The following is a 12,775-nucleotide window of genomic DNA, read 5'->3' as shown; positions in this document are numbered from 1 at the left end:
CAAGGCCGAACTCGTCCGAGGCCCCGCACGCCCCGAGCCGTGGAAGACCATCGAAGATCTCGAGCTCGCGACCCTCGGATGGGTGCACTGGCACAACACACAGCGCCTCCACGGCTACCTCGGCGACATCCCACCCGCCGAGTTCGAGAACGCGTTCTATGCTGTCCACGGCGACCGCAACCTGCTGGTCGGAATCAAATAGCGCGAGTCTCCATCAGACCCAGGGCGCTTCAAAATCCTCACAGCGTTGGAGCCAACCAAACCGTCAGCAGTCCCCCCAGTAGAACATTGGCCTCTGAGAGCTAGTCCGGTGCGGTGCCGATGCGGTGCTGCGCGACGTCGGCATCAACCGTCAGTTGACTGCGCGCATGTTGACTGGTGGTGCAGAACCGGTAGCCCGATGGATGTCTTCAGCGTTTTCCACCGCTGCGGAGCACCCTCTCAATCGTCGGTTCTGAGCAGCCAAGATGTTTGAGGGCCTGCGCCCTAACAACTCGGTCTAGCAGTAACACGACTCGACGTAGGTCATCGGTGTCGTAGCCGCGATTACCATGCGCGAGGTCGTTGCGGACAGTGCGGAGCGCTCCGACCACAGTCACGTTCTCTCTCGCCCTGACGTGCTTCACGAGCGATGTCCGTTCGAACCACGGCAGCGTGTCGATGGGAAGCAAATCGAAGACGTCGGTGAGCGCTTCCTCCAGACCGGGATGAACGAGTTTCATCGCGCTCTTGATCTTGTTTCGGTCCTTCGCATTCGTGCAGGCGCGAACCTTCACGAGAAGTGCCTCTACTTTGGCTTCGTGCGATGCGAGACGTTCCTCGAACGCGCTCCTGTGCTGAAAGCCATGCGCGCCTTCAAGTGCCTGAAGTAGCAGCAAGAATCGTGAGCGGGGATGATCGTTAACGAGAAGCATTGACCCATAGGTCTCCACTATCGGGTGCTGCTCGTCCCGCGCCACCTGCCACCCTCGAGCCAGGGTGAGCAGAGAAACGTCGTCACCCCGAAGGTTCACGCCCGTCGTGCGCCCAAAGATCTCGCGATATTCGGATTCATAGGGTTCCTGCGTGATCCCGCGGGCGTATAGCTGCAACAACTGACCAGGTTCGCCTGAGCTGGCCCTCAACACGACATACGTCACTCGACAAGCACGCCCTGACGCGAGGGAGCACACCCGCTGCATCGGTTCCACCCAATCATCGATCCACTGAGCGAGCGTCAAGGATGATTCGGAGCGGATAGTCAGACGGGGGCTAGCCTCGACCCGCAGCGAGAAGGGGTCCAAGCCACCAGACGTCACCACGTAGTCGAGAGTCATGGTGATCCCGGCATCCACCCACGTCAGGATCGCCTCAGGATTGCGGCGGGCAGCCCAAGAGTCGGCCCCTGAGTCATCTGGCTTGAGCGGCATGATTCCGGAAAGGGCGTCGAGAGACTCAATCTGAAGCTCGATCTCGTTGGCTTGTGGCACAACCCCGCCTACGAACGATGCGACAGAGATCACTGCGGCGCCCGCCTGCACCCACGCCCGCCCCGGCATGAAAGTTTCGACTTCCACGTCGGTTAGCAGCACGGATCCGCCGCTCGCTAGTGTGGCGGTCAACACCGGATACCTTCGCCGGATCGGATACTGATCCTCCGCTTCGGAGGGGTCCACGCCGTGCATGTCTCCGGCGGGCCTTTCGCCGCCACGAACCGCGAGAGTTCCGGGGAAGCTGCGTAGAGTCCCGTCCTCGCCTGGGATGTGCCAATTGCACTGAAAATCGCCCGTGGGATGCAACGTACGTTTCATTAACATGATCCTTCACTGGGAGAGGTTGGCCCTCTCAAAACCGGACACTCAAGCGTCGGCTGCGGGAGCCCGACAGCGGCCGACGACGACTCCTACTGCAGCCGAACACGAGTCGGATTCACAGCGTTTGTAGCGAGAGCCGGGTAGGCCCTGCGCGTACCACTCACCCCAACTCGTCCCAGAGCAGCTTCATCTGGTCGCCGCTGACGTTGCTGGCGCCCGCATAGCGGTCCCAGTCGCCTGCAGTCATTCCGCCCACAAACTCACGCAATTCGCTGTAAGACTCGGGCTCGGAGCGGCCAGCGGCTGACCATGCCGACGCCGCTCGTCGCGCGGCCTCGCGCGGTAGACCGACCATCCGCATCCAGATGGCCTCCCGTGTGTTCACACCGTAGAAGACCATCGACGGAACGTAGGCGCCGATATCTCCCTCGGAGGGTTCCGTCCCAGCCCACGCCACGCGCTGAAGAGCACCCATACCCCAACTCGCGTTGGACGCGAGGGTGGAGTACAGGTAGCTCGCGAATTTCGCCGAGCGCGCATACGGAAGCTGTTTCCTGTCGCCGTACTTAGCGACCATGTCTTCCATACTCGTTCCGGAAACCCAGTCTCGAAGGATTTCCGCAATGCGCGCAGGGTTGAACGGACCATTCAAGTCATCGTTTCCGATATCCAACTCGGGCAAGGCTCCGAGCATGTTGACACGACCGGTCAAAACGCTGAGGTCCTTACCGAACAGCTCCCCAGGCATCCACGACGAGTGGTCACTGATAGTGGTGTCTCGGGTCGCTCGGTTGCGGAGCATGTCGACGGTGATGGTCGAGAACCCAGTGCCGTCCGCAAGGGCGACAAGGCCCGGGTTCGGTCCGACCTTTTGTAGGTACGCGCGGCACAGCTTCGCCAGCCGGGCGCCTAGTTCCTGGTCCCGGGCGACCGCCTGTCGGTAGACGAGGCTATTCCGCAGGAGATCCTCGACGTCCTCCGCCGCGTTCTTCGCTCCCGACACCTTCATGGCATGCGCAAGGTACTGCAGGAAAGGCGACAGGGTCTCGTGCGCTATTAGCGCCGTGTACCCCAGGTCGTCGGCAATAGCGTCGACATCGGCGATGAGCCCGGTCAGTTGCGATGCGACCTCAGCGGCTTCCTGGCGGAGGAACTCTTCCCAACCATCTCGTTGCTGTTCGGTCACGACGGGATATGCGACGACTCCGAGGTCGCTGAGACGTCCGCGACCCGCCCTTCCCGCAGTGTTCCAGAAGTCCGCGAACGTCATCTCCCCGCCACGGCCTTTCTGCCGTGACTCGATGATGACGTTGTTGATCGGGAAGTTCACCCCCTGGGAGAGGGTCGTTGTCCCGCAGACGATGCGGATCTCTCCGCGATTGACCAGCTGCTCGATAAGCCGGCGTGTTTCATGCGACATCCCTGCGTGGTGATAGGCGACGCCTCGAATGAGGAGCGGCTCGAGCGGATTCTTCGGCCCGAGTTCGTCACGCACATGCGCGATGACAGCGCTGCGAAACGCGGATCCGGGTATGAGCGGCATGCTCTCGCTGAGTTCCTCCGCCCGATTCATCGCGGTGGACTTTCCTCGGCACAGGATGAGGGTAACTCCGTCGCGATGACGCAGTGCGTTTGTCGCGATGGCGGTGAGTTCCTTCAGAGAGCTCGGGCGACTGTTTTCGTTGCTGAGTTGCATCCGGAATCCGGACGGGAGGTTGCTCTTGTCGGCGGCCTCAGCTGTTTCGAGGAAGACGTCGTAGTCGAGGTTCTTCACTTTGTGGACGTCGATTGACGCCACGACGCGCTGATTAGGCCGCCACTCTACTCGAATGGGGGTTGCACGTTCGTCATCTCCGAGCCAGTCGGCGAGCATTTCCGAGCCGGGAAGGAAAGGTGAAAGGAGCAAGAAGCGGACGTTTGCCCGGTCGCGACGAATAGTGGCTAGAAGGAGTTCGAGCTTGGCTCCACGCACGCCATCGCTGATGTTATGCGCTTCGTCGACGACGACTTGTGACAAGTTCGCCACAGAGGGGTGGCTGTCGCGGACCAGGAGATCGAGCTTCTCGGGCGTAGTGACAAGCACCGATGGCGGCGTCTCCAGGAGCGCATCTTCAGTCGGGTCGATCTGAATCGCAGGGGTTGCCTGCTCGACGGTGTAGCCGAGTCCGCGAAGGTCGCGACGCAACTCATCCATGACCTGATTCACCAGAACACGCGTGGGAACAACGTACGCGATGGTTGACTTCGGGTTGAGCGCGAGCGTCTGCACAATGGATAGCTTCGCGAGCAGCGTCTTTCCAGCGCTTGTTGGCATCTGCACCACGACTGCTCGCGCGTATGCGTCGAGCAGATTCTGCTGCAACGCCTGCTTCTGGGAGGGCCACAGCTCGAATAGCGGCTTCGCCGCCTGAGCGCTAGCGAGCTGGGCAGCGAACTCTTCAACTTTGGCGCCGACACCGCCCAGTTGAGCCCACACAGAACCGGACACCATGACGACGGCCACCGTTGAGGTCATGCGTGCGAGCCGTGAGAGTACACCATCGTGGATCTGCTCGGCCGCTTCGAGAGCGCGGTCGCGGTGACGTTCGAGTTCGGCGACGACGCGTCCGCGACCACCGTTGCCCGACTGCAGATATGTGCCTGTCGTCGTCACGAGCTGGGCGAGGTGGTAGCACGCCACGAGCTCCATCACGCGCCGGTCTGCGCTAGTGTCGTCGCCTCCGTCGAGATATTTCTCTTCCCACTCGGTCTGCTTTGCGCGAAGGCCGTCCATTAACTCAAGCGCGAGCTGAACGTCAGCCCAGCCGTCGTCTTTTCGTATCAGGAGAGTGACGGCGATCGCTACATCCCGGAGAAGAAGATCTCGCCAGTCCCGGGGCGAGTCAGCTGTGAGCCCTGAACGCATCTCCGACGCCGAGGGCAGTACCTGGGCCAGGGCATGCTCGGCTTCGCTGGGACGTTCCGCGAGCACACCGGTGACACCGAGATGGAACGCGAGAGCGAGGTTTCGGTCGAGGTAGCCATCTTCGAGCAGAAGGACCTCGGCGACGCCGGCGTCTGCGACGTCACGCCAGCACGCGAATGCTTGAGAAAAGAGGTTGGTCTGCTCCCTGCCAGTCAGGCTGAGCGCTCGCGTTTCGAGCACGTCTGCAGCGCGAGCAAGCGAGCGCCGCATCAAGTTTGCGCCGCCGGACGGCATCACGCGCTGAATGATCGATGCCTGCTCCGCGTCACGACTGATCTGGTGAACGCCCGAAGCCTCCAACACGGATCGGAGGTCGCTCATGCGGCGTCCTCCTCTTCAGAGTCGACGCCGATGAGTTCAGCGAATTTGTCGACGAGAGCTTCGATGTCGTCCGTGTCCGTGGTTACAAGGTAGAAGTCGATGACACCGGGGGTAAATTGGTCCGGCGTATCAGCATACGACCCGAAGTCTGCTGGTGCTGCCAAGGACGAGGGCCTCACAAGCAGGCTCGTGAGGTGCACGATGAGTCTCGGGTCGATGTCCTCGAATTGCATGCCGGCCAGACCGAACATCGTCTGTGTCTCCGGATCCGTGCAGTATCGGTACGCCTGCATGATGCGCTCAAGAGTGCTGGCGCGCATCTTCAGCTGCTTCGCATGGGATTTGCTGAGCGAGTCCTCGTTATAGTCGACGACTCGAGGCGGTGCGACGGGATCACTCGATACCTTGGCTTCGCCGAGCATGAGATGAATGGCATCATTCTGATCTATGCGCACGCCGACTTGGTCGATGCCTCGCCCGGGTTGACGGGCCGACTCACGGTCTCGCACAGAAATGTAACCGTAGCGGAATCCGCCGAGGCGTTCTCCGACATGACCTAGCAGCACTTCGGCGAGATCGGAGCGGAGCACGTCGAAGTTGCCGCCGCTGCGCTTCGCAATCTGCGTGTCGGCGAGCATGCGGTTCAAGCGCGTCGTATCGAGGACGTCGACCCCAGCGAGCGGGGGCAAGGCTCCCGGCACGGGGTCGGGCAAGCGGCGAGCAGTGCGGAGAACTCGGTACATCTCCGCAAGTCGCTCAAGCCAGTCGGCATCGGTCGCCGACAAGATGACGAGTCGATGTGGATCCGCGCCGTGTTCATCGAGCGCGAATGAGATTCCGTCGCTCACGAGCGTGCCCCCGAGCCCATCAGTGTGCCCCCATGGAACGCAAGCATAGCCATGGGGTCGGACGCGCCTTTGCAACGGGCCTTTGCGACACGCAGTTATCGCGGTTCTAGCACAGGGGTTGGAACTTGAGCGGGTACGTCCGATGCTCAGTCTGGGTGAACCGACGGGGACGGCGCGGACGACAGATTGAGGTCGTCCGAAACTTGCGCAGCTTCGTCGGGGGTCAGAACAGAATCTGGGACCGGGATCGGATAGTTGGCTTATCCGAAGGAATGCGAGCGATACTCCAGCGCCCGATTCAGCCAGGACACGAGCCGCGTCTCAGTCTCCTCCGTCGTCTCGAGAAGGACTCGAGTTCGAAATTCTGTGCTGAGGTGCGGATCGATCTCGTCCAAGGTTGCGGCCACTTCGTGCGAGAGCATTCGCGAGACCTCTTCTAAGGCGCGCGCACGCCCTGTGTGCACCTCAAGTCCCGAGAGTGCAGAGCGCTGGATGGCTGTCAGCAGTTCGCGAGATTCGTCATGTCTTGACCGCTCCTGAAGGTGAGAAAATTCACCGAGGGCGCGGGAGAAGGGAGCGAGGCGTCCCCAACCCGCTGCCTCTAGCCAGCGGTACGGTGTCGCCCGAGAGCCGCGCGCTTCTAGCCCATCGGCTTTGGCACTTCGCGCTGCTGAACCGCGAGGAGATGATGGACCGCGTCATCCGCCAGGTGTCTGAGTTCCTCGGCACCCGTTCGACGAGCAGGAGCGCATCAACTGCCACCACAACTTCACGGAGTCCGAGAAGCACTACGGGAAGCAGGTGTGGGTGTCACGCAAGGGCGCCATCCAGGCCGACGCAGGTCGGCCGGGGCTCATCCCCGGGTCGATGGGCACCGCCTCCTACGTGGTGGACGGGCTCGGCGACCCGCAGTCGCTGAACTCCTCACCGCACGGTGCCGGACGGGAGTACTCCCGTTCGGCGGCCCGGCGGACCTTCACGCACGACCAGCTGCGGGAGGCGATGACGGGCATCGAGTTCCGTGATACCGATGCCTTCATCGACGAGATCCCCCAGGCGTACAAGCCGATCGATCAGGTAATGGCGGATGCGGCGGGCCTGGTGTCCATCCGGCACCCGCTCCGCCAGCTCGTCAACGTGAAGGGCGATTGAGCAGGACCGGGCGGTGGGATCACACCGCCCGGTCTCTGGTCGGTGCTACCGCTCTGCCGCGTGACCGCGGGCGCCGACCTATCCTCCACAAGAGAACACAGAAGCACGTTGTGCGCGTCTTTCAGACGACCGATATCTTCGCCTCCCGCGCTCTGGCAGGCTTGCCGAATCGATGCGACGATGAGGGAGTGGGATTCTTGAATGACGCGCAGATCTGGACCATGATCGGGTCGTTCACCGTGCTGATGTTCAGCACGGTCACCGTGGTGTCGACCTTGTTCGTCCGGATCCTCCGCAGCGAGATCGGCGGCCTGCGCACCGAGATGAACGGCCAGATCGACGGGCTGCGCACCGAGATGAACGCCCGCTTCGATTCCGTGAACACCCGCTTCGATTCCGTGAACGCCCGCATCGACGGTCTCGACCGCGACGTGCAGGCCATCGTGAAGCGCACCTTCGGCCTCGACCGCGAGTGATGACGACGCCTCGCCGTCACGCCTCGGTACCGCATGCCGACCGGCACGATGCCTTTCCGGAAGTTCCCTGCGGCACAGCCGTGCTGCTCCTCGCCGGGTCCAGCGGTCGGGTCGAGTCCCAGCGGGCCGACCTGCTCGCACGGCACGGTGCACGGGTGCGCGCCATCCGCTGGTTCGGCGGCATGGGCCAGCGCCCCGCACCGCACGAGGTGCCGATCGAGCTGTTCATCGATCAGCTCGATCTCCTGCGCCGCGACGCCGATCGCGTCGCGATCTTCGGTACGTCGTTCGGAGCGGAGGCGGCCCTGGTGACCGCCTCCCTTCACCCGGTCGACGCGACGGTGGCCGTCGCTCCGTCATCCGTCGTCTGGGCCGGGCTCACCGATGGAGACTGGTCGTCGCACTGGACCAGCCGGGGCACGCCGCTGCCCGCCGTGTCGTTCGATCCGTCCTGGGTGTCGTCGACCGTGCCGCCCGAGTACCGATCCCTGTACGAGGCGAGCATCGATCGCGCTCCTGACGCGGCCGCGGCCGCAGCGATCCGCACGGAGTACATCACCGGTGTCGTCGTGCTGATCGCGGGAGGGGACGACCGCGTCTGGCCGAGTGGCCGATTCGCCGCCGAGATCTCCGCGCGCCGGAGTGCGCACGGACGGGAGAAGACGGTGGTCACTCACCCTGCTGCGGGGCACAGGATGGTCTTACCCGGTGAGACGGTCGCGGCCGGCGGAGTGACGATGGCGCGCGGCGGGTCTCCTTCCGCTGACGCGGAACTCGGCGCGCTCGCGTGGCCACAGATCGTGCACGCCCTCGACCTGCGGGTCTGAGGATCAGAGCGCCGGAGCGACCTCTGCCTCCGCCGTCCGATCGGTGAACGCGGTCTTCGGGACGAAGACGAGGATCACGGCGGCGACGAGCGCAGTCACTCCGCAGACGATCCACACCGTGAAGTAGCCGGCGAGCGAACCGGCGGTCCCCTCGGTCGCCCCCGCGGTGCTCGCGACTCCGTGCAACAGCGCGATGCCGAACACACACGAGGCGATCGCACCACCCACGGTCTTGACCGAGTTGGTCAGCCCCGTCGCCACCCCCGTCTGCGTGGCCGGAGCCGCGGATGCCGCAGCGGCAGGGAGCGCCGCGACCAGCGCGCCGGAGCCCAGTCCCACGACGACCATGTTCGTGATCACCTGTGCGTAGGTGTCGTGGAACGGCAGGAACAACAGGAACCCGATGCCCACCAGCACCGAGGCGCCCATCAGGGTCAGACGAGGCGTCGCCCACCGCGCGACCGTCGAGAACAGGAGAGCACCCGTGATCATGGCGATCAGGTAGACGCCGATGATCAGCGAGGTCGCGAACCCGCTCGTGCCCAGACCGTATCCGTAGACCGTCGGATCGGTGCGGGCGAACGTCGACAGCGGAGCCTGCGCGCCCAGCACGCTGACCCCGAAGAGGCCGGCTGTGAGGAAGACGGGGCCGAGCGCAGGCGAGCGGAACATGCGCACGTCGATGAGCGGGTCGGCGCAGCGCAGCTCCCACAGCACAAATGGGATCACGAGCAGGACACCGAGGATCACGACTGCCCAGGACCAGGGATTAGTCAGGCCACCCTCGAGGCGGAGCAGGCTGAGACCGCCGGTGAAGCACAGGAGGGCGAGCGAGATGAGCACGAGACCGATCGTGTCGAAGATGCCGCCCGTGGGATCGGGAGACTCCTTGACCCCGAACAGGATCACGAAGAAGCACACCACGATCAGCACGGCCGGGATCAACAGCACGATGGTGAGGGGCAGCACGTCGATGAGCGCGCCACCGACGAGCGCACCGATGATCGCACCGCCTTCGAGCGCGGCGACGAGAAGGCCCGCCGCCTTGGCAGTGATCGAGGAGCGCCCCTCCATCCGGCGCGACCTCGACCAGATCAGGGCGACCTCGAGAGGGAGCCAGACGACGTAGAAGCCCATCAACGCCCACGCCGCGAGGAAGACCGGGAACGAATCGGTGAAGGGCAGGACCAGGGCCGCCGCCGCGGTGACCGCGGTCGAGATCAGCAGCATCCGTTTGTGCCCGACCATGTCGCCGAGCTTCGCGAAAGCCGGCACGACGAGCGCCGACAGCATGAGCTGCGCACCCTCGAGCCAGTTCACGTCGGCATCGTGGATGCCCAGATGACGGGCGATGTCGGTGAGCATCGGCGTGTAGTAGCCCTGCAGCACGCCACTGGTGAACTCGACGAAGGCGAGGAAGCCGACCACGACGGCGAGAGTGCCCAAGGTGCGGGTGCGCGTCATCGCGTCTCCTGCTTCTGCATCGGGTCCCCCGGCACGATCCGAGAGAAGGGTGAGATCACCCTAGCCGTTCGAGCAGCGCCCGATGGAATCGCTCTCCGCGCTCGAGAGAGGCGATCTCCACGCTCTCGTCGACGCCATGGATCGACGCGCGTTGCGCGTTGGACATCTCCAGCGGCGCGAAGCGGTAGACGGCAGGTGAGAAGCGATGGAAATGCCGCGAATCGGTGGCCGCCATCATCACGTACGGCACGGCGGGGACGCCGGGGAGCGACCAGGTCGCCCTTGACGACCTGGTCGTCGTGCTCGAGGCCATGAAGATGGAGCAGCCGCTGCAGGCGCACAAGGACGGCGTGGTCGGCAACATCAACGCGGACGCCGGCGCCACGGTCTCCGCAGGACACCAGCTGCTCACGATCAGCTGACGCACCGCATCGACGCGAAAGGCGCCCCACCGAGGTGGGGCGCCTTTCGCATGTCTCCGTGGATCAGGAGATGTTCACGAGGTGCATCGCCCTGCTCGCATCAGTGATGCTGCTGGACAGCGAGGGGTACGCCGCGAAGACCCGGGAGACCTGGTCGACCGTGAGACGGCGCTCGACGGCGACCGCGATCGGGTAGATCAGCTCCGAGGCCTTGGGAGCGACGATCACGCCGCCGATCACCGTGCCCGATCCCTTGCGCGCGATGAGCTTGACGAAGCCGTCCTTGATGCCCATCATCTTCGCGCGCGGGTTCGCCGCGAGCGGGAGCTTGTAGACCAGGCCGTCGGCCACGCCGTCCTCGACGTCCTTCTCGCCGTAGCCGACCGTGGCGATCTCGGGCGCGGTGAAGATGTTCGAGGTGATCTTGATCTGCTCGAGCGGGATCACGATGTCGCCCAGGGCGTGGAACACGGCCGTGCGGCCCTGCATCGAGGCGACGGAGGCCAGCGGGAAGAAGTTCGTGCAGTCGCCGACGGCGTAGACGTTGGGGACCGAGGTGCGCGCGACGCGGTTCACACGGACGTGCCCCGACTCGTCGAGCTCGACGCCGGCCTCCTCCAGACCGATGCCCGCGGTGTTCGGGATCGACCCGACCGCCATGAGGCAGTGACTGCCGTCGACGGTGCGCCCGTCGGACAGCGTGACCGTGACGCCCTCGTCGGTGACCTCGACCCGGTCGGCGCGGGACTTGGAGAGCACCTGCATCCCCCCGCGCTTGAACACCTTCTCGAGAACGGCTGCGGCATCCTTGTCCTCGCCGGGGAGCACCTGATCGCGACTCGAGACGAGCGTGACCTTCGCCCCCAGGTTCATGTAGGCGGAGGCGAACTCCGCACCCGTGACACCGGATCCGACCACGATGAGGTGCTCGGGAAGGGCCTTCATGTCGTACAGCTGGGTCCAGGTCAGGATGCGCTTGCCGTCGGGCTTGGCCGAGTCGAGCTCGCGCGGCGAGGCGCCGACGGCCACGACGATCGTGTCGGCCTCGACCCGGTCGAAGTCGGTGCCGCCCTGGCCCGTCGACACGATGATCGCGGTGGGCCCCTCGAGGCGGCCGTGTCCGGACAGGATGCGCACCCCGGCTTCGAGGAGCGTGGCGCGCATGTCCTCGGACTGCTGACCCGCCAGTGCGAGCAGGCGCTTGTTCACCGCGGCGAGGTTGATCGCGATCTCCGGCTTGAGCGGCCTGGAGTGATCGCCCTTCGCGTAGAAGTTCACACCGAGGTCGCTCGCCTCGGAGATGGCGACGGCGGCATCGGCGGTGGCGATCAGGCTCTTCGAGGGCACGACGTCCGTGAGGACGGCGGATCCGCCGACTCCCACGCGCTCGACCAGGGTGACCTCGGCCCCCAACTGGGCAGCCGCGAGGGCCGCCTCGTAGCCGCCGGGACCGCCGCCGAGGACGGCGACGCGCTGAGTGCGCTCGAAAGTGGTGGAAGACATGGAATCCATTCTCGCGCAATCCTGGCACCCGAGCCTGCACCTTCCTAGAGTGGATCCATGCCCGAAACGCACAGCAACCCCCTCGACGACCCGACCGCGAACCCGTTCGAGGTCGCCGCGCAGGCCGCAGCCGACATCGCACGTCTGACCGGTGTCGAGAAGCACGACATCGCCCTCACCCTCGGCAGCGGCTGGGGCAAGGCCGCCGACATCATCGGCGAGACCGTCGCGACGATCCCCGCGACCGAGGTCACCGGCTTCTCCAAGCCCGCGCTCGAAGGCCACGTCGGCACCCTGCGCAGCATCCGCACCCCCGACGGCAAGAACGTGCTCGTCATCGGTGCACGCACCCACTACTACGAGGCTCACGGCGTGCGTCGCGTGGTGCACAGCGTGCGCACCGCCGCCGCCACCGGCGCCAAGATCATGGTGCTGACCAACGGCGCCGGCGGCATCCGCGAGACGTGGACGCCCGGTCAGCCCGTGCTCATCAGCGACCACATCAACCTCACCGCAGACTCCCCGCTCGAGGGCGCCACGTTCGTCGACCTCACGGACCTCTATTCGAAGCGCCTGCGCGACGTCGCCCGCACCGTCGATCCGACGCTCGACGAGGGCGTCTACACGCAGTTCCGCGGCCCGCACTACGAGACCCCGGCGGAGGTGCAGATGGCCAAGCATATCGGCGGTCACATCGTCGGCATGTCGACCGCGCTCGAGGCGATCGCCGCCCGTGAGGCCGGCATGGAGATCCTCGGCTTCTCCCTCATCACCAACCTCGCCGCGGGCATCCAGCAGACCCCGCTCAGCCATGGCGAGGTGATCGAAGCCGGACGTGAGGCCGAACCCGTGATCTCCGCGCTCCTGGCGAGGGTGGTCGAGGCCCTGTGAACGAGGAGCTGCTCGCGCAGGCCAGAGCCTGGCTGCGACAGGACCCGGATCACGAGACGCGCGACGAGCTGGCCGGTGTGATCACCCGTGCCGCCGCCGGCGACGAAGGGGCG

At 64.8% G+C, this 12,775-nt stretch carries 9 protein-coding genes and 2 pseudogenes; 6 read left to right on the top strand and 5 right to left on the bottom strand.

Features of this window, described 5'->3' with window-relative positions:
* Positions 1–202 (top strand): IS3 family transposase (locus tag KZA10_RS01390; RefSeq protein ID WP_218681973.1); only part of this gene is annotated, 202 nt, incomplete at its 5' end.
* Positions 203–410: 208 nt separating this feature from the next.
* On the opposite strand, the gene KZA10_RS01385 is transcribed toward KZA10_RS01390, so the two are convergent.
* The 3 genes from KZA10_RS01385 to KZA10_RS01375 form a co-directional block, all read right to left on the bottom strand.
* Complete coding sequence (locus KZA10_RS01385) at positions 411–1,790, bottom strand: hypothetical protein (protein ID WP_218681972.1); 1,380 nt, start codon at positions 1,788–1,790, stop codon at positions 411–413.
* A 163-nt stretch (positions 1,791–1,953) separates the two neighbouring features.
* A complete protein-coding gene (locus KZA10_RS01380) occupies positions 1,954–5,079 on the bottom strand; it encodes a DEAD/DEAH box helicase (RefSeq protein ID WP_218681971.1) in 3,126 nt (1,041 codons plus the stop codon).
* Entirely contained in the window at positions 5,076–5,927 is an 852-nt protein-coding gene (locus KZA10_RS01375) for a hypothetical protein (protein WP_218681970.1), read from the bottom strand. Before KZA10_RS01375 ends, KZA10_RS01380 begins: the two co-directional genes overlap by 4 nt.
* Before the next feature lie 658 nt (positions 5,928–6,585).
* Between KZA10_RS01375 and KZA10_RS01370 the strand changes: the two are divergent.
* From KZA10_RS01370 to KZA10_RS01360, 3 genes and pseudogenes are all read left to right on the top strand, one after another.
* Positions 6,586–7,079: pseudogene (locus KZA10_RS01370) on the top strand (RtcB family protein); the annotation flags it as partial.
* Between the two features lie 188 nt (positions 7,080–7,267).
* The gene (locus KZA10_RS01365; protein ID WP_218681969.1) at positions 7,268–7,555 is read left to right on the top strand and encodes a hypothetical protein; all 288 of its coding nucleotides are present in this window, start codon (positions 7,268–7,270) and stop codon (positions 7,553–7,555) included.
* On the top strand, positions 7,555–8,382 hold the full coding sequence (locus KZA10_RS01360; RefSeq protein WP_218681968.1) for an acyl-CoA thioester hydrolase/BAAT C-terminal domain-containing protein: 828 nt from the start codon (positions 7,555–7,557) through the stop codon (positions 8,380–8,382). The genes KZA10_RS01365 and KZA10_RS01360 overlap by 1 nt, the downstream gene beginning before the upstream one ends.
* 3 nt (positions 8,383–8,385) lie before the next feature.
* Here KZA10_RS01360 and KZA10_RS01355 read toward each other — a convergent pair whose 3' ends face one another.
* Positions 8,386–9,846: an MFS transporter gene (locus tag KZA10_RS01355; protein ID WP_218681967.1), complete on the bottom strand. Its 1,461-nt coding sequence runs from the start codon at positions 9,844–9,846 to the stop codon at positions 8,386–8,388.
* A gap of 272 nt (positions 9,847–10,118) precedes the next feature.
* Between KZA10_RS01355 and KZA10_RS01350 the strand changes: the two are divergent.
* Positions 10,119–10,268: pseudogene (locus tag KZA10_RS01350) on the top strand (acetyl-CoA carboxylase biotin carboxyl carrier protein subunit); the annotation flags it as partial.
* A 63-nt stretch (positions 10,269–10,331) separates the two neighbouring features.
* Here the strand turns inward: KZA10_RS01350 and KZA10_RS01345 are convergent.
* Complete coding sequence (locus KZA10_RS01345) at positions 10,332–11,780, bottom strand: NAD(P)H-quinone dehydrogenase (RefSeq protein WP_218681966.1); 1,449 nt, start codon at positions 11,778–11,780, stop codon at positions 10,332–10,334.
* A gap of 48 nt (positions 11,781–11,828) precedes the next feature.
* Here KZA10_RS01345 and KZA10_RS01340 point away from each other — a divergent pair, with 48 nt between their 5' ends.
* Positions 11,829–12,662: a purine-nucleoside phosphorylase gene (locus tag KZA10_RS01340; RefSeq protein ID WP_017828488.1), complete on the top strand. Its 834-nt coding sequence runs from the start codon at positions 11,829–11,831 to the stop codon at positions 12,660–12,662.
* Positions 12,663–12,775 lie beyond the last annotated feature (113 nt).

The sequence above is a fragment of the Microbacterium sp. BF1 genome (genome assembly GCF_019279095.1).
GTDB lineage: Bacteria > Actinomycetota > Actinomycetes > Actinomycetales > Microbacteriaceae > Microbacterium > Microbacterium maritypicum.
This window is presented reverse-complemented; position numbering and strand designations above follow the sequence as displayed.

Excerpts from the sequence above, each read along its gene's own strand:
- KZA10_RS01360 (WP_218681968.1), top strand. The coding sequence starts at position 7,555 with ATGACGACGCCTCGCCGTCACGCCTCGGTACCGCATGCCGACCGGCAC.
- KZA10_RS01380 (WP_218681971.1), bottom strand. The coding sequence starts at position 5,079 with ATGAGCGACCTCCGATCCGTGTTGGAGGCTTCGGGCGTTCACCAGATC.
- KZA10_RS01355 (WP_218681967.1), bottom strand. The coding sequence starts at position 9,846 with ATGACGCGCACCCGCACCTTGGGCACTCTCGCCGTCGTGGTCGGCTTC.
- KZA10_RS01340 (WP_017828488.1), top strand. The coding sequence starts at position 11,829 with ATGCCCGAAACGCACAGCAACCCCCTCGACGACCCGACCGCGAACCCG.
- KZA10_RS01345 (WP_218681966.1), bottom strand. The coding sequence starts at position 11,780 with ATGGATTCCATGTCTTCCACCACTTTCGAGCGCACTCAGCGCGTCGCC.
- KZA10_RS01385 (WP_218681972.1), bottom strand. The coding sequence starts at position 1,790 with ATGAAACGTACGTTGCATCCCACGGGCGATTTTCAGTGCAATTGGCAC.